16 protein-coding genes are annotated in these 15,710 nt (G+C 69.8%); 9 read left to right on the forward strand and 7 right to left on the reverse strand.

Annotation, left to right across the window (positions count from 1 at the left end; translation table 11 throughout):
- Positions 1–41 precede the first annotated feature (41 nt).
- Both FM051_RS38930 and FM051_RS38935 read left to right on the forward strand, forming a co-directional pair.
- Entirely contained in the window at positions 42–2,117 is a 2,076-nt protein-coding gene (locus FM051_RS38930) for a carbon starvation CstA family protein (protein WP_158852139.1), read from the forward strand.
- A gap of 148 nt (positions 2,118–2,265) precedes the next feature.
- Positions 2,266–2,895, forward strand: coding sequence for a LysE family translocator (locus FM051_RS38935; RefSeq protein ID WP_158852140.1), 630 nt, complete (start codon positions 2,266–2,268; stop codon positions 2,893–2,895).
- 9 nt (positions 2,896–2,904) lie between these two features.
- Here the strand turns inward: FM051_RS38935 and tsrT are convergent, their stop codons facing one another.
- Positions 2,905–4,617, reverse strand: a complete 1,713-nt coding sequence (tsrT, locus tag FM051_RS38940; protein ID WP_158852141.1) for a tryptophan 2-C-methyltransferase — start codon at positions 4,615–4,617, stop codon at positions 2,905–2,907.
- Positions 4,618–4,820: 203 nt separating this feature from the next.
- A complete protein-coding gene (locus FM051_RS50910) occupies positions 4,821–4,988 on the reverse strand; it encodes a hypothetical protein (protein WP_202919240.1) in 168 nt (55 codons plus the stop codon).
- A gap of 86 nt (positions 4,989–5,074) precedes the next feature.
- On the opposite strand from FM051_RS50910, the gene FM051_RS38950 reads away from it, so the two are divergent.
- A complete protein-coding gene (locus FM051_RS38950) occupies positions 5,075–5,458 on the forward strand; it encodes a hypothetical protein (RefSeq protein WP_158852142.1) in 384 nt (127 codons plus the stop codon).
- Positions 5,459–5,506: 48 nt separating this feature from the next.
- Here the strand turns inward: FM051_RS38950 and FM051_RS38955 are convergent, their stop codons facing one another.
- Positions 5,507–5,875 (reverse strand): STAS domain-containing protein, encoded by a 369-nt coding sequence (locus tag FM051_RS38955; protein WP_158852143.1) that lies wholly within the window; start codon positions 5,873–5,875, stop codon positions 5,507–5,509.
- A 177-nt stretch (positions 5,876–6,052) separates the two neighbouring features.
- A complete protein-coding gene (locus tag FM051_RS38960; RefSeq protein WP_238412963.1) occupies positions 6,053–6,682 on the reverse strand; it encodes a TetR/AcrR family transcriptional regulator in 630 nt (209 codons plus the stop codon).
- Between the two features lie 170 nt (positions 6,683–6,852).
- On the opposite strand from FM051_RS38960, the gene FM051_RS38965 reads away from it, so the two are divergent.
- The 5 genes from FM051_RS38965 (at position 6,853) to FM051_RS52355 (ending at position 10,054) form a co-directional block, all read left to right on the forward strand.
- Positions 6,853–7,986: a VOC family protein gene (locus FM051_RS38965; RefSeq protein ID WP_158852145.1), complete on the forward strand. Its 1,134-nt coding sequence runs from the start codon at positions 6,853–6,855 to the stop codon at positions 7,984–7,986.
- Positions 7,983–8,486 carry a fumarylacetoacetate hydrolase family protein gene (locus FM051_RS38970; protein ID WP_158852146.1) on the forward strand — a complete coding sequence of 168 codons (504 nt, stop codon included), beginning with the start codon at positions 7,983–7,985 and terminating at the stop codon, positions 8,484–8,486. The genes FM051_RS38965 and FM051_RS38970 overlap by 4 nt, the downstream gene beginning before the upstream one ends.
- 109 nt (positions 8,487–8,595) lie before the next feature.
- Positions 8,596–8,937, forward strand: a complete 342-nt coding sequence (locus FM051_RS38975) for a DoxX family protein (RefSeq protein ID WP_158852147.1) — start codon at positions 8,596–8,598, stop codon at positions 8,935–8,937.
- Positions 8,937–9,638 carry an FAD-dependent monooxygenase gene (locus FM051_RS52350; RefSeq protein ID WP_238412964.1) on the forward strand — a complete coding sequence of 234 codons (702 nt, stop codon included), beginning with the start codon at positions 8,937–8,939 and terminating at the stop codon, positions 9,636–9,638. The genes FM051_RS38975 and FM051_RS52350 overlap by 1 nt, the downstream gene beginning before the upstream one ends.
- Positions 9,560–10,054 carry a hypothetical protein gene (locus FM051_RS52355; RefSeq protein WP_238412965.1) on the forward strand — a complete coding sequence of 165 codons (495 nt, stop codon included), beginning with the start codon at positions 9,560–9,562 and terminating at the stop codon, positions 10,052–10,054. Before FM051_RS52350 ends, FM051_RS52355 begins: the two co-directional genes overlap by 79 nt.
- Here the strand turns inward: FM051_RS52355 and FM051_RS50160 are convergent.
- The 3 genes from FM051_RS50160 to FM051_RS38990 form a co-directional block, all read right to left on the reverse strand.
- A complete protein-coding gene (locus FM051_RS50160; protein WP_162470782.1) occupies positions 10,010–10,582 on the reverse strand; it encodes a suppressor of fused domain protein in 573 nt (190 codons plus the stop codon). The two genes, FM051_RS52355 and FM051_RS50160, sit on opposite strands and share 45 nt — an antisense overlap.
- Complete coding sequence (locus FM051_RS38985; RefSeq protein WP_158852148.1) at positions 10,569–13,907, reverse strand: AfsR/SARP family transcriptional regulator; 3,339 nt, start codon at positions 13,905–13,907, stop codon at positions 10,569–10,571. The genes FM051_RS50160 and FM051_RS38985 overlap by 14 nt, the downstream gene beginning before the upstream one ends.
- Before the next feature lie 204 nt (positions 13,908–14,111).
- Positions 14,112–14,855, reverse strand: a complete 744-nt coding sequence (locus FM051_RS38990) for an AraC family transcriptional regulator (RefSeq protein WP_158852149.1) — start codon at positions 14,853–14,855, stop codon at positions 14,112–14,114.
- A 54-nt stretch (positions 14,856–14,909) separates the two neighbouring features.
- Here FM051_RS38990 and FM051_RS38995 point away from each other — a divergent pair, with 54 nt between their 5' ends.
- The gene (locus FM051_RS38995) at positions 14,910–15,587 is read left to right on the forward strand and encodes an MFS transporter (protein WP_202919241.1); all 678 of its coding nucleotides are present in this window, start codon (positions 14,910–14,912) and stop codon (positions 15,585–15,587) included.
- The last annotated feature ends 123 nt before the right edge of the window (positions 15,588–15,710 follow it).

A 15,710-nucleotide genomic window follows, 5' to 3' on the forward strand; every position in this document is an offset into this window, starting at 1 on the left:
CGGACTTCCGCGTGCCTTTTTCAGCTCTGACAAGGAGATCCATGAACGCAACACGGTTGCGGTCGGTCCTGGTGTGGACCGCCGTCGCGGGTGTCGGCGCCGTCGCCTGGGCGGTGCTGGCGCTGTCCAGGGGGGAGACCGTCTCCGCCGTCTGGCTCGTCGCCGCCGCACTCGGCTCCTACGCCATCGCCTACCGCTTCTACGCCAGGTTCATCGCCAAGCGCGTGCTCCGGGTCGACGACACCCGCGCCACGCCCGCGGAACGGCTCGACGACGGCGTGGACTTCCAGCCGACCGACCGCCGTGTCCTGTTCGGACACCACTTCGCCGCCATCGCGGGCGCCGGGCCGTTGGTGGGACCGGTGCTCGCCGCGCAGATGGGGTACCTGCCGGGCACGATCTGGATCATCGTCGGCGTGATCTTCGCCGGGGCCGTGCAGGACATGGTCACGCTGTTCTTCTCGATGCGGCGGGACGGGAAGAGCCTCGGCCAGATGGCGCGCGAGGAGATCGGGCCGATCGGCGGCGCGGCGGCGCTGATCGGCGTCTTCGCGATCATGATCATCCTGCTCGCGGTGCTGGCGCTGGTCGTGGTGAACGCGCTGGCGAAGTCGCCGTGGGGCACGTTCTCGATCGCGATGACCATCCCCATCGCGTTGTTCATGGGCTTCTACATGCGGGTCATCCGGCCCGGCCGGGTGGCGGAGACCAGCGTGATCGGCGTCGTGCTGCTGCTGGCGGCCATCGTGGCGGGCGGTTGGGTGCAGACGTCGAGCTGGGCGGGCACGTTCACGCTCGAACCGAAGACGCTGGTGCTGTGGCTGGTGGGCTACGGCTTCCTCGCTTCCGTGCTCCCGGTGTGGATGCTGCTCGCGCCGCGCGACTACCTGTCGACGTTCATGAAGATCGGCACGATCGTGCTGCTCGCGGTTGGGGTCCTGGTCACCGCACCGGTGCTGCGCAACGACGCGTTCACCGATTTCGCGTTCAACGGCAACGGCCCGGTGTTCGCGGGCTCGCTGTTCCCGTTCGTGTTCATCACCATCGCGTGCGGCGCCCTGTCGGGGTTCCACTCGCTGATCGCGTCCGGCACCACGCCGAAGCTGATCCAGAAGGAGTCGCAGGTCCGGCTCATCGGGTACGGCGCGATGCTCGCGGAGTCGTTCGTGGCCGTGATGGCGCTGATCGCGGCGAGCCTGCTGGACCCGGGCATCTACTTCGCGATGAACGCACCCGCCGGCGTGGTCGGTACGACGGTGGAGTCGGCGTCCGCGGCGGTCGGCCAACTCGGGTTCGCCATCACACCGCAGGAGTTGCAGGCCGCGGCGGCGGCGGTGCAGGAGTCCACGCTGGTGGCGCGGACCGGTGGCGCGCCGACGTTCGCCGTCGGGATGTCGGAGATCTTCTCCGACCTGCTCGGCGGTGACGCGATGAAGGCGTTCTGGTACCACTTCGCGATCATGTTCGAGGCGCTGTTCATCCTCACGACGGTGGACGCCGGGACCCGCGTCGGCCGGTTCATGCTCCAGGACGGCCTGGGCAACGTGTGGAAGCCGTTCGCCAGGGTGTCGTGGCGGCCGGGTCTGTGGATCACCAGCGCGGCGGTGGTGCTGGCGTGGGGCTACTTCCTGTACGCGGGCGTGAGCGACCCGTTGGGTGGGATCAACCAGCTGTTCCCGTTGTTCGGCATCGCCAACCAGCTCCTCGCGGCCATCGCGCTCACCGTGTGCACCACGCTGATCATCAAGAGCGGGAGGGTGCGCTGGGCGTGGGTCACCGGCGTCCCGCTGGCGTGGGACGTGGCCGTGACGCTGACCGCGAGCTGGCAGAAGGTGTTCAGCAGCGACCCGAAGCTCGGTTTCTTCGCCCAGCGCGAGAAGTACGCCGACGCTCTGGAGCAGGGGAAGCTCTTGGCACCCGCGAAAACCCCGGAGCAGATGCAGGCCGTCATCACCAACTCGACCGTGGACGGTGTCCTCGCGGCCGCGTTCGCGCTGCTGGTGATCATCGTGATCCTCGACGCGATGCGGGTGTGGCGGAAGGTGTTGCGCGACGGCACGAAGCACTCGACCGAGTCGCCCTACGTGCCGTCCGAGCTGTCGCTGTCACGGTCGTAGCGGGACGGGCGCCGGTCTCGGCGAGGGCCCGCTTCAGCTCCGCCACCTTCTCGTCGTCGGCGCGGGGGTGCAGGAAGAACGGCATGAACTCGTCACGGGGTCGGCACGTCATGTGGCCGCAGCCGGCCGTGGTCGGGAAGATGGCGCCATGACGTCGGTGCTGCTGTCCTACCTCGGGCTGTGCCTGCTGATCACGATCACTCCCGGACTGGACACAGCGGTCGTGGTGCGCAACGCGCTGCGCGGCGGCACCAGGGCGGGGCTGTGGACGTCGGTGGGCTGCGCGGCGGGGCTGTTCGTGCACGCGGTCGTCGTCGCGGTCGGCCTGGCGAACCTCCTGCTCCGCAGCCGGTACGCGTTCGACCTGGTCCGGCTGGCGGGTGCGGTGCTCCTCGTGCTGCTGGGGCTGCGGTCGTTGTGGGCGGCGCGCAGGCCGGTCGAGCCGCCGCCGGTGGAGGAGGGAGGCGCCGGCCGGTTCGGTCGGCGCGCTCCCGTGGTGCAGGGGCTGATGACCAACCTGACCAACCCGAAGGCCACCCTGTTCTTCCTGGCCGCGCTGCCCCAGTTCGTGCCCGTCGACCAGCCGGGCCGGGCCGTGCCGATCGCGGTCGGCCTCGCCGTGATCGCCGTGCTGTTCAGCCTCACCGGATTGGGGCTGGTCGCCGTCGGCCTGGGACGGGTGCGGCGGTGGTTGGACTCACCGAAGGCGCGGCAGGTGCAGGAGGGCCTGCTCGGGGCGACCCTGATCGCGCTGGGCGTGCGGGTCGCCGTGCAGTGACCCAGGGCTTCAGGCCCCGACCGGCACGGCGATGCCCTTGGCCCTGGCCTCCTCCAGGATCCGGTCGCGGTCCCGCCAACGGGACCAGAACGCGCCCCGGTAGCCCAACTGCACCAGGCTGGTCAGGAACGGGTTGTCGGCGTAGTTGTTGTCGTGCCTGCTCAAGCCCGGCGCGGTCGGCAGCATCACCCTCGGGTAGTCCCGCTCGGGGATGTAGTCCCACATGAATCGCAGGGTGTTCAGCCACCGCCCGTCCGGTCGCGCAATCGTTTCCGGGTCCTCGGGCAGCAGGGGCGAGAAGTAGTACAGCGGCCGGAACCGGCCGGAGGGCTCGAACAGGAACTGGCGCTCGTACTCCACCACGTCGGCGCACTGGTCGATCGTCTTGAGCACGATCGGCTCGGTGGCCGTGTTCGACTGCAGGCCGGGCACCGTGCGCTCGCCGGAGCACCGCTGCGCGAAATCCATGCCCAGCGGCGAGTACGGGAACAGCCGGAGCCCCAGCGTGAACCCGACCACCGTGGCGTCCAGCGCCATGGTCCGGTCGATGCACTGGCGCAGCGTCTCGGTGGTTTCACCCGGCATGCCGAGCAGCACCTCGACCATGGTCATCATGCCGCGTTGGCGGGCCAGTTCGACCACCCGAACGGTGTCGTCGAACGTGTAGTAGCGGGTGCCCTTCGCGGTCACCTTCCAGCCGTCCAGCAAGTCTTCCCGCACGTGGTCGGGCGCGACGTTGACCCCGACGCACCCCGCCGCGGCCAGCAGGTCGGCGAACTCCTCGTCGAAGGGCGCGGGCTGGGAGTAGATCCACAGCCGCAACGAGTGCAGCGGGGACGAGGCGTCGGAGTCCTTGCGGCGGACGATCTCCCGCAGGACCGCCTTGCTGTTGGCGATGGCCAGGTTGAACTCGCTGTCGGTGCTGTGCAGGTCGTGCACGCCCTGCGCGGTCAGCGCCTCCATCTCGTCCACCACCGCGTGCACGTCGCGGCGCGCGAAGCCGCTGCCCTTGGCGTCGGGTTCGACGCAGTGCGCACAGGCGAACGGACACCCGTTCTTGGTGAGGATGTTGCCCAGCCCGCCGTGGTGGTAGTAGGCCAGGTTGTCCACTTTGAACTCGACGCCGGAACGCCTGGTGTAGGCGGTGCTGCGGTTCACCTGCCAGCTCCGGCTCTCCCCGTGCCCGGCGTGGGCCAGCAGGGACGGCAGCTGTTCCGGGGACGTCGGCACCCTGGTGACCCTGCCGCCGCCCTCGTTGACGATCAGGCCGGGAATGGTCAGCGGTGAACGGCCCGTCCGCAACGCCTCCGCGAGTTGGCAGATGATCAGCTCGCCAGGACCTTTGACGCCGTAGTCCACGTCGAAGTAGTCGACGAGCGCGAAGGGCATCGACGAAAACCCGACACCGCCCACGACCAGCGGCGCGTCGGTCAGGCGCCGGATTTCACCGATGATCTCGCGGTGCTCGCCGACGAACACCTTCTGCTCCTGCGGGTAGATCGTGTCGGTGTTGCGCACGGTGACCCCGACCAGCAGGGGACGGCGGTCGGCGAAGTACTCGGTCAACGCTGACTGCCACTCGTCCCTGCGGAAGTTCAGGTCGACCACTTCGACGTCGAACCCGGCTTCCTCCAACGATGTGGTGAGAATGTCCAGGGCGTACGGCGTGATGGTCGGCTGGATCTTGTTCGGGTTGACCAAGGTGACCAGAGATCGCTGCATGCAAAGCTCCCCCGTGAGCTATGTAATCGTGGCGACTTCTCCACGTTACGCAGCTGCCCCCGAGTGGTCACTTATCGTACGAGTGAACTTCCCTCACGTGACTGCGCTGACAGTTGACCGGTAGTGACGAGGCCGGGATCGGCTTCCCGTGTCCGGCTTCCCGTGTCCGGTGCCCGGTCGGAAGCCGATCCCGGCACACGGCGTCAGCCGGTGATCTTCCCGGTGCCCGCGGTCAGGATCGGGCCGGAGCCCACGGTGAAGTTGTTGCGCGCCACGATGTTGCCGGGGTCCGAGTCACCCTCCCCGAGGTGCGTCGGGTCGGAGACGTTCTCGAAGGTTGTTGTACACGTGCACGGGGTTGCCTCGCCCACCGTCGCCCGATCAGAGTCGCCCGATCAGAGGGTGAGCGCATGGTCGGACAGGGTTCACCCGCACCCGACCGGGTACCGGACATCTCATGAGGGCACTGCGGCGGTACGACAGGCGTGGGCGAGCGCTCGGCCGCGCGCACGGTCTGTTCAACCTGGTGAGCGGGTTGTGGCCGATGGTCAACGCCCGCAGTTTCGAGGCGGTGTTCGGCCGGAAGACCGACCGGTGGCTCCAGCGCACGACCGCCGGACTGCTGATGGGCATCGGCTGGACGCAGATGTCGGCCGCGGACGCCGGTGACTGGCGGGACGCGCGGCGGATCGGGATGGCCACCGCCGCGACCCTGCTGGCGATCGACCTCGTCTACGTGCCCCGAGGGCGCATCAGCAAGGCTTACCTGGCCGACGCGGCGGCGGAAGCCGTGTGGCTGGCACTGTGGTCACGCCGCACCTCCGGACACCGCGACCACTAGCGGTCACGTCCGTTCGTCCGTCGCGAGGTGGTCGAACTCGTGCGGGGGTCAGGTCGACACGAGACGCACCGCCGCGATCGCCTCGTCCACTGTGGCGTGCAGTCCGATCGCTCCGTCGACCTGGCTGACCTGCAAGGGCCGCAGCACCGAGCGGTTGTCCGCGACGACGGCGAAGGGCGTGCCCAGCCTGCCGGCGCGGTGCCGGGCGTTGATGAGCAGGGCGATGCCGGCCGATCCCATGAAGTCGACGTCGCGCAGGTCGAGCACGATCGAGGTGGGATGCGGCTCGAAGAGGGCGTCGAGCTCGGCCGCGATGGGTCGGTGTGACGCAGCGTCGAGGGAACCGGACACGCGGACCAGCAGGAGACCGTCGTCCAGTTTGGTGGTGGTGACTTGGGACGTGGAGCGTTCGGGCATGTCGGCCTCTCCTCGCAAACCTGAGGCCACGAGTTGCGTCATTCGAGCGCTGCTGGACCCGAATAGTTTTCGCAGCTCTGGGCTTCGCCGGGCGACTTCGACATTACCGCGTGCCCTCGCCCTACCCCCGAAACGAACTTCTAAACATCGATCACGGCGTCGGTGTCACAGCGGCGGTCACACCCGGTCGACGGCGGGGATGTCCGGCAACGGCGCGGTGGCGAGCACGCGCGCTTCGTCGAGCGGAACGCCGAGCATGCGCAGCAACTGCTCGGCCGCCTCGTCGCAGGTCGAGTCGGTCACGCTGTCCGGGTCGACCAACGACACGTGGAGCACGGCGAGCAGTGCGCCGGCCGTGGTCGCCAGCGCGAGTCGCGGATCACCGACCCGGAAGCGGCCGGACGCGACCCCGGCCTTGATGTCACGCAGCGCCCGAGGAGCGAGCCCCTCGTCGGCGTCGATGAAGACCATCCCGTGCCGCACGAGCACCTGCGCGGTCTCCGGGCGTGCCACGGCCAGGCGCACGGTCAGCCGAACCGACTGCGCGAACGTGACCGCGGGATCGTCGACGTCACCGCTCAACCCGTCCAGCAGCTGACCGAGTTCCTCCAGGACCTCCGCCACAGCCGCCTGGAACAGCTCCGCCTTGCTGGAGAAGTGGTTGTAGAACGAGCCGAAACCGACGTCCGCGGCGTCGGTGATGTCCTGGATGCTCGCGGTGGAATGCCTGTCGCTCGCCAGCAACGCACGCGCGGCGTCGATCAGCTTCTGGCGGGTCAGGGCCTTGCGGCGCTCGGCACGCGACACGGGGCCTGGACTCTCGGACTGCGATGACGCCACAGCTCGAAGCTATCTCATCACAACAGTGACGAAGTAATCACCGCTGACGCGATGTTGGTCACCCTCCGCGACGAACCGCTTGACTGACGAACTCCTCGTGACTGATGATGTCATCAGTTCTTGAAAGGGAGTGTTCGATGACGAACCACCGAGACCCTCATGCCGGGCTGCACAGCGAGCAGGGCGCCCTGCGTGGCGAGCACCCGGGCCGAGCGGCGAACCCGATCGTCAAGGTGCACGACCTGGCGTGGTTGGAGTTCGAGAAGCCCGATCTGCGCGGCGCCGAGGTGTTCGCCCACGCCTTCGGTTTCGCCACGTCGCTGCGCACGTCCGACGAACTGCACCTCAGGGGCACCGACGCCGGCGGCCCCTGCGTGCTGATCCGTCGTGGTCGGCGGTCCCGGTTCCTCGGCCCCGCGTTCCAGGCCGCCGACGCGAACGACGTGCTGCGCCTGGCGGACGCCACCGGCACGGCGGTCGCCAAGCTGCCGGAGAGCCTCGGCGGGGTCGGCGTCGACCTGGTGGACCCGAGCGGGCTGCGGGTACGGGTGGTGACGGACACGCACCCGCTCCCCGCGTTGCCGCCCCAGGAGCCGCTCACGCTGAACCTCGGGCACGGCACCGCCCGCGCCAACACCACGCAGCGGCCGCCCCGCGAGCCCGCGAAGGTGCAGCGCCTGGGGCACGTCGTGCTCCAGACGACCACCTACCGCGCGACCCTGGACTGGTACCTGGAGCACCTGGGGCTGATCGTCAGCGACTTCCTGTTCCACCCGGGGCAACGAGAACGCGGGCCGGTGATGAGCTTCATCCGCTGCGACCGGGGTAGCGCGCTGACCGACCACCACACGCTGGCGATGACGCTGGGCCCGCGCAACCGGTACGTGCACTCGGCGTACCAGGTGGCCGACCTGGACGCGTTGGCGGCGGGCGGTGAGCACCTGCTCGACCTGGGCTACCACCGTTCCTGGGGCATCGGCCGGCACATCCACGGCAGCCAGGTCTTCGACTACTGGCGCGATCCCGACGGGTTCCTGGTCGAGCACTTCACCGACGGCGACCTGTTCGACCGCACCCTGGAACCGGGCTGGGCGCCGATGACCGCATCCGGCCTCGCCCAGTGGGGACCACCCGCCACGAAGGACTTCCTCGGCATCAAGCCGGGCCGGGAATCGCTGCACGAGCTGCGGGCGCTGTTGGCCGCGCTGCGCGAGGACAACGAATTCGACCTGAACCGCCTGCGCGGTCTGCTGAAAGTAGCCACCTCATGAGCACGTCCGTCCTCCGCACCGCCGACGCCTGGTGGGTGCACACGCGCGAGGGTGCGGTCCGCATCGACACCGACGCCGAAACCACCGCACAACTGCTCGCCGACCGACGCGCAATCGAGGGGGCAACCGGCGATGCCGTGCCCGTCGCGTCACTGTCGCTGCTCTCTCCGGTAACGGTGCCGTGCCGGGTCGTCGCGCAGATGACCAATTTCGTCTCCCACGTCCGCGACGCCGGCATGAACCCCGACACCGTGCCGCTGACGTTCTTCCGCAAGTCGTCGGGGTCGATCAGCGGCCCGCACGACGACGTGGTCAAGCCCGCGCACGTCCGACTGCTCGACTACGAAGTGGAAATCGGGCTCGTGTTCGGGGCGTCGATGCCGGTGGGCACCGACGTCACCGCGGACAACCTGGCCGACCACATCGCGGGCCTCGTGGTCACCGACGACGGCGCGATCGACCTCGGCCGGCAGCGCACGACCGTGAGGTGGACCCGGTGATCGACGACGGTTCCGTCATCGCCGTGGTCGACGTCGCACCGGCAGACCAGGCAGCCGCACAGGCCACGCTGAGCCGCTACGCCCTTCGTTCGACGGTGCGGGTGCGGCCGTGATCCCCCTCGCGGTCATCGTTGCGGTGATCTTCGGCGTGCTCGGGCTGGCCAAGATCCTTGCTGTACCACCGATGCGCGCGCTCGCCGCGAAATCCGGTTTCTCCATCGCCGCCTACCGCCGCGTCGGCGTGTTGGAGGTGGCGGGCGCGGCCGGTGTGGCGCTCGGGCCGGTGGTGCCGTTGCTCGGTGTCCTGGCCGCCTGCGGACTGCTGCTCCTGCTCGCCGGTGCGCTGATCGTCCACATGCGTCGGAGCAACGGGGTGCGTGAACTCGCACCCGCCCTGGTGTGCGCCGTGCTGGTCGCCTCCTACGTGATCGTCCTGTTAGGATCGACGTGATGAGTGTTGTTCCCGTTGTCGTGATCGGTGCGGGGCCGACCGGGTTGACCGCGGCGACGTTGCTCGCGCGACACGGCGTGGAGTGCCTGGTGTTGGACCGGTGGGAGTCCGTCTACCCGCAGCCACGGGCAGTGCACCTCGACGACGAGATCTACCGCGTCCTGGCACGCGCGGGTCTGGGAGAGCAGTTCGCCTCGATCTCCTGGCCGTGTTACGGGTTGCGGCTGGTCGACTCCGACATGAGGGTGTTGGCGGAGTTCCGGCGCGGGTCGGCGCGCGGCCGGCACGGCTACCCCGAGGCCAACATGTTCGACCAGCCCGAGCTGGAACGCCTCCTGCGCGCCAACCTGCCGTCCACCGTCACCCTGCGCGGCAACGCCGAGGTCACCGCGATCGTCCAGGACGCCGGCACGGTGCGCGTCGAGTTCACCGACCGCACCACCGGCGCCCGGTCCTCCGTGCACGCGCGGTACGTGCTCGGCTGCGACGGCGCCAACAGCCTCGCACGGGCGTCCATCGGCGCCACCATGCGCGACCTGGGGTTCGCCCAACGCTGGCTGGTCGTCGACGTGGCCACGCGGCCAACCTGTCCTGGAAACTGGCCGGCGTCCTCGACCGGACGCTGCCCGAGTCCACATTGGACACGTACCAGACCGAACGCGCGCCGCACGCCCGAACCCTCATCCGGTCGGCGAAGCTGATCGGACGCGCCATGACCGAAGGCGGCGACACGGCCAACCTCATCCGCCGCGTCGTGGTACCCCGACTGCACCGGGTGCCCGGCCTCAAGGCCCGCGTACTCAGCAGCGAAACCCCCGCGCTGCACCGCTCCGGCATCGTGCGACGCCCACTGTTTCGCCGTGGCCTGACCGGCAGACTGTGCCCGAACGCGGTCCTCGACGACGGCCGCCGCGTCGACGACATCGCCGCAGGCCGGTTCGCGGTCATCACCTCGACAACCCCCTCCCCCACCCAACGCGCCACCGTCCGAGCACACGGCGCCGTCCTGATCCGGACCCCCCCGGCGACGACCTGCACAGCTGGCTCCACCAGGGCCACGCCACCGCAGCAGTCATCCGCCCCGACGGCACCGTCCTCCACGCGAGCCGCGACCTGACCAAGGCCTGCACCGCGCTACCCACACCACCCTGACACCGCCACCCGGATCACGGCCGCAGCCGCATCGGCGGTCTGCGCAGGTCTCCGATTTCCGGGTCGAGCCTCTCCACTTGTTCGTTGAACGCGTCGATTCCCAGTCGCCCGGCCGCTTCCACCTCCGCGTGCCGCAGTGGGAGAAGCAGGCAGAAAGCAACCGGTGTTGCCGCGTGCAGAGGTCGCCGTTGCGGGCGAAGAAGTCGAGTGACTGCTCGGTCACGTAGTCGGCCCGCAGCACCATCAGCAGCTCCTGCGCGTAGCCGCCGTCCGCAGCGAACGCGTGTTCCCGCGCGTAGTCCGCCAAGCCGTTCGTGACCAGGGTGGTCTGGCCCTTCCACGGCGCATCGGCGTACCGGAGCAGGTCGATCCGGGTGCGGTCGGCTACTTTCGCGGTCATCCGGGAGATCGGCTTCCCGAGGTGCTTCTCGAGATGTCGCCCGACAGCGGCCCGGGAGCCACCACCGGCTTCCTTCTTCCTACCGATGCGCATGGTTCTCCCTGGTTCGGCCGGTCGGGTCGAGTGCGGCGAGGAGGTGGGCGGTGTGGGTCGTTTCGGGGGCGTTGATGTCACGGTGGATGGTGAGTGCCTGTTGTAGGAGGGAGATGGCTTCGGAGGTGTTGCCGGTGCGGTGGAGGCACTGGGCTTGGCCGACGAGGGCGTTGGCTTCGTGGAGTCTGCTGCCGCAGGCGCGGGCGAGGGTGAGTGCGGTGGTGTAGTGGGTGTGGGCTTCTCCCGCGTCGGGGCGGTCGAGGACGAGGTCGCCGAGCGCGTTGTGGGTTTCGGCTTGGCCGTCGGGGTCCTCGGCGCGGGTGAACAGGTGCAGGGCCCGGGTGAGGCTGTCGGCGGCGGTGTCGAGGTCGTGTTTCCGGTGGTGGGCGATGCCGATGCCGAGGCACGCGTTGGCCTGCCCCAGCAGGCTGCCGCTGCGGGTGAACAGCTCCAACGCACGCGTCTGGGCATCCACTGCCGCGTCGAGATCACCCCGGCGCTCGTACACGCGACCGAGGTTGTTGAGCGCGTTGCCCTGCCCCAAAAGGTCACCGCTGCTGGTGAACAGCTCCGCCGCCCGCGTCTGCGCATCCACAGCCGCGTCGAGATCGCCGCGACGCTCGTACACGTAGCTGAGGTTGTTGAGCACGTTGCCCTGGCCCAGGAGGTCACCGCTGCGGGTGAACAGCTCCAGCGCACGCGTTTGCGCATCCACCGCAGCGCCGAGATCACCCCGCCGTTCAAACACGTAGCCGAGGTTGTTGAGCACGTTGCCCTGCCCCACGAGACTGCCGATGCGGGTGAACAACTCCAACGCACGGGTCTGCGCACGCTCCGCGGCGTCGAGATCACCCCGACGGTCGTACACGCGGCCGAGGTTGTTGAGCGCGTTGCCCTGCCCTAGGAGATCACCACTACGGCTGAACAGGTCCAGCGCACGGGTCTGCGCACGCTCCGCGGCGTCGAGATCACCCCGGCGCTCGTACACGCGACCGAGGTTGTTGAGCGCGTTGCCCTGCCCCAAAAGGTCACCGCTGCTGGTGAACAGCTCCGCCGCCCGCGTCTGCGCATCCACAGCCGCGTCGAGATCACCACGTCGCTCGTACACGTACCCGAGGTCGTTGAGCGCGGTGGCCTGGGTGCGCGGGTCGCCGGTTCGGGTGGCGGTGGTGAGTGCGGTGTGGTGGATGGTGCGGGCGTGTTGCCACTGGCCTGCGGTGCGGAAGTAGGGATTGAGGGTGGTGGAGAGGTGAACGGTGTGGGCGGGGTGCGTGGCGTGGGTGTGGTCGATGGCGGTGGCCAGGGTGCGGAGCTCGGTGGTGAGCCAGGTCAGGGCGTGATCGGTGTCGGTGATCGGCGTGGGGTGTGCGGGCGCGGTCGGGGTGACCGGGGTGCCGGGCGTGCGGTGCGCGGGTAGGTGCCGGGTGGCGGTGTGGGCGGTGTGCAGGTAGTAGTCGAGGACTCTGGTGGTGGCCCGCTGGTGGTGGTCGGGGTCCATGTGTGCGGCGTGGGTGTTGGCGTAGGCGCGCAGGAGGTCGTGGAGCCGGTAGCGGCCTGGGCTGGTCTCCTGGACGAGGTGCCGGGTGTGCAGGGCGTCGAGCGCGCGGCGGGCTCGTGCCGGGGTGGTGTCGGACAGGGCCGCCGCGGCGCGGGCGTCGATCTCGGGGCCGTGGTGAACGCCGAGCAGCGTGAACATCTCGCGCTGGTCGACGGGCAGGTCGCGGAACGACATGTCGAAGGCCGCCTTCACCGAGCGGCCGCCGTATTCGAGTTCGCCGAGCTTGTCGTCCGCCTGGGCGAGCTGGTCGGCGAGCAGGTCGGCGAGGTTGCGGACGGACCAGGTGGGGTGGGCGCGCAGTTGGGAGGCGGTGATCGCGATCGCCAGCGGCAGGTTCCCGCACAGTTCCACCACGCGGGTCACGTCCTCGGCCTCGCCGGGGTCGGGTGCGCGTCGGGCCAGGCGCAGCAGCATCCGGGTGGCGTCGTCGCGGGACAGGACGGTCACGGTGAGGGGCCGCACGCCGTCGAGTTCGGGGAGTCGGTTGCGGCTGGTGATCAGCACCAGGCAGCCGGGCGCCGCCGGCAGCAGGGGGTTGATCTGGTCGTGGGTGGCGGCGTCGTCCAGCACCAGCAGCAGTTTCCGGTCGGCGACCAGGGTGCGCCACAGGCGTGCGCGGTCGTCGACCGTCTTGTGGTTGTTGAGCACGTCGGGGTGCACGCCGATGGCCAGCAGCAGGGAGTGCAGGGCGTCGTGGGGCGCGAGGGGTTTCTGGCCGGGGGTGTGGCCGTGCAGGCCGAGGAACAGTTGGCCGTCGGGGAAGCGGGGTGCCAGTTTGTGGGCGGCGTGGGTGCCCAGCGCGGTCTTGCCCACGCCTGGCATTCCGTCGATGGCGTGGATGGCGATCGCGGTGGCGCCGTCCCCCTCGGCACGCTCGACGGCGGTGATCAGCTCGTCGAGTTCGTGTTCACGGCCGGTGAAGTCCGGGATGTCGCGGGGCAGGCTGTTCGGCACCGGTGGTGTGGCAGGCGCGGACGGTGGGGTCCACTCACCCGTGAGGTGGCGGGCGCTCGCGGACACGGCGGTGAGAGCGGGGTCGGTGGCCAGGATCTGCCGGTGCAGGTCCTGCAGCGCGGTGCCGGGGTCGGTGCCCAGTTCCTCCACCAGTCGTTCCCGGAGTCGCCGGTAGTGGACCAGCGCGTCGGCGGTGCGCCCGGCGCGGTGCAGGGCCAGCATGTACTGGCCCGCCACCCGCTCGTCCAACGGCCACCGGGCCTCGCGCGCGGACAGGTCGGCCAGCAGGTCCTCGCCGTGCCCCAGCCGCAGCAGGACGTCGGTGAGGTCGTGCTCGGCGCTCAGCCGCTCCTGGCGCAGCCGGTCGCGTTCGACCGCCACCCACTCGCCGTCCAGCCCGGTCAACGCCTCCCCGCGCCAGAGCCCCAGGGCTTCCTCCAGCAGCGCCGCGGCCCGCTGGTCGTCGGCGGCACGGGCACGGGCGCACAGGTCGCGGAACCGGTGCAGGTCCACCGCCTCGTCCGCCCGGTTCACCACCAGCGCGTAGCCGCCCGAGCGCAGGACGATCTCCGCGGCGTCCGCCACGGCCAGAGCGCGGCGCAGCCGTGAGATGTGGCTGTGCAGCGTCGCCCGCCCCCGCCGCGGCGTCTCCGCACCCCACACCCGCTCGACCAGCCGTTCTGCCGACACCAACCGGCCCACGTCCACCGCGAGCACCGCGAGGACACACCGCTGCCTGGCCGGCCCCAGGTCCACCGGCCGCCCGCCGACGTGTGCGGTCACCTCGCCCAGCAGACCGAACTCCACCGCCATACCCACCCCTGACACCACTGTGCACTGGCAGGAATAGTGCCCTGAACAGGGCAATGCAGAAAGTTCGCAAGCGGCTCGCAGGAACGGTCGTCCACCCTGACAACCGCGAGGCGGTTCGAGGGGCTGTCAAGGGGGGACAGGGGGCGGACCGCCTCGCCATGACCTCGCACAGCTCGGCCGACGTGCCGAAGTGACGGCAACGGCCTACCGGTGTCGGTGTGTTCCCGGGGTGTGTCCGAAGGTACGGCGGAAGACGTCGATGAACGTGCTGGCGGATGACCAACCGCAGGCGTGCGCCACCGTGGTCACCGGGGTGTTCTCGGCCAGCAGGACCAGTGCGCGGTAGAGGCGCAGTTGGGTGCGCCACTGCGTGAAGGTGACGCCGAGGTCGGTTTTGCAGAGCCGGGCTAGGGTGCGGTCGCTCGCGCCGATCTGTTTGCCCAGCGCGGCGAGGGTACGGCTGTCGCCCGGGTCGGCGCGCAGGATCTCGCACAGTGCCTGCAACCGGGGGTCGGTGGGAGTGGGCAGGTGCACGGGCTGCTGGGGTGAAGCCCGCAACTGGTCGAGCAGGACGGCGCGCAGCCGCCCGCGTTCCGGGCTGTCGTCGTGCGGGGTGCGGGTGTAGGCGAGGATCAGCTCGCGCAACAGCGGCCCGACGGTCAGGACGGTCGGCTCGCCCAGGTTGAGCGGGTTGTCGGTCGCGGGCAGGCCGACCAGGTGCAGTTCGAGTTCGCCGTGGGCGACGTGTGCGTGCACGGTCCCGGCCGGCACCCAGATGGCACGGGTGGCCGGGGCGATCCACGAGCCGGCGTCGGTGGTGATGGCCAGGACCCCGCGGGCGGCGTAGATGATCTGGTGATCGTCGTGGCGGTGCGCGTCGATGGCGGCTCTGGGCGCCAGCCACTGGATGTGGGTCGGCGCGACCGGCGTGTGGCGGATTTTCGTCATTGATTGGCATCTTAACGAAAGCGCGACACGTTCCCGGGCGGCGAGCATCGTGGTGTGCGGAGGAACAAATCGGTCATCCTGTTGTCGGTCGGGCATGCCTGCGTTGACGTCTACCAGGGCGCAGTCGCTTCACTGGTCCCGTTTTTCGTCGCCGAGCGCGCCTACACCTATGCCGCGGTCTCGGGCATCGTGCTCGCCGCGTCGCTGCTGTCGTCGGTGGCGCAACCGCTGTTCGGAGCGTTGACCGACCGGTGGGCGATGCCGTGGTTGCTGCCGGTCGGCACGATCCTCGGCGGGCTGGGGATCGCTCTGAGCGGCGTCACCGGCTCCTACCCGTTGACGCTGGCGTTCGTGGCCTTGTCCGGGATCGGGGTCGCCGCCTACCACCCCGAGTCGGCACGCCTCGCGCGGATCGCCTCCAGGGGAAGCCACACCGCGATGGGCTGGTTCACCCTCGGCGGCAACATCGGCTTCACCGTCGCGCCCCTCGTGGTCGCCGCCGTGGTCGCGACCGGAGGTCTGCGGTTCTCGCCTCTGCTGGTGGTGCCGGCCCTCGCCGGGGCCGTGCTGTGCCTGCCCGTCCTGCGCGCACTGGGCGGGACGACGGGCACCGGTTCCAGCGCCGCGGTCCCGGTGGGGGCCGACGACAAGGTCTCGTTCGTGAAGCTCTCGCTGGCCGTGATCTGCCGGTCCGTCGTGTTCACCGGTCTGAGCACGTTCATCTCGCTGTGAAGCCGTAAAAGATCAACTTGTCGGCGTGTCGGTTCCCGCTGGGTTCGGCGTGGAAGCCGTGGCCAGGAGCTGGGCGGCCGTGCGGTAACGGGCCGACGCCGGGGATGGGAGACAGCCGTCCCG

The organism is Saccharothrix deserti, assembly GCF_009769385.1.
In the GTDB taxonomy this organism is placed as follows: domain Bacteria; phylum Actinomycetota; class Actinomycetes; order Mycobacteriales; family Pseudonocardiaceae; genus Actinosynnema; species Actinosynnema deserti.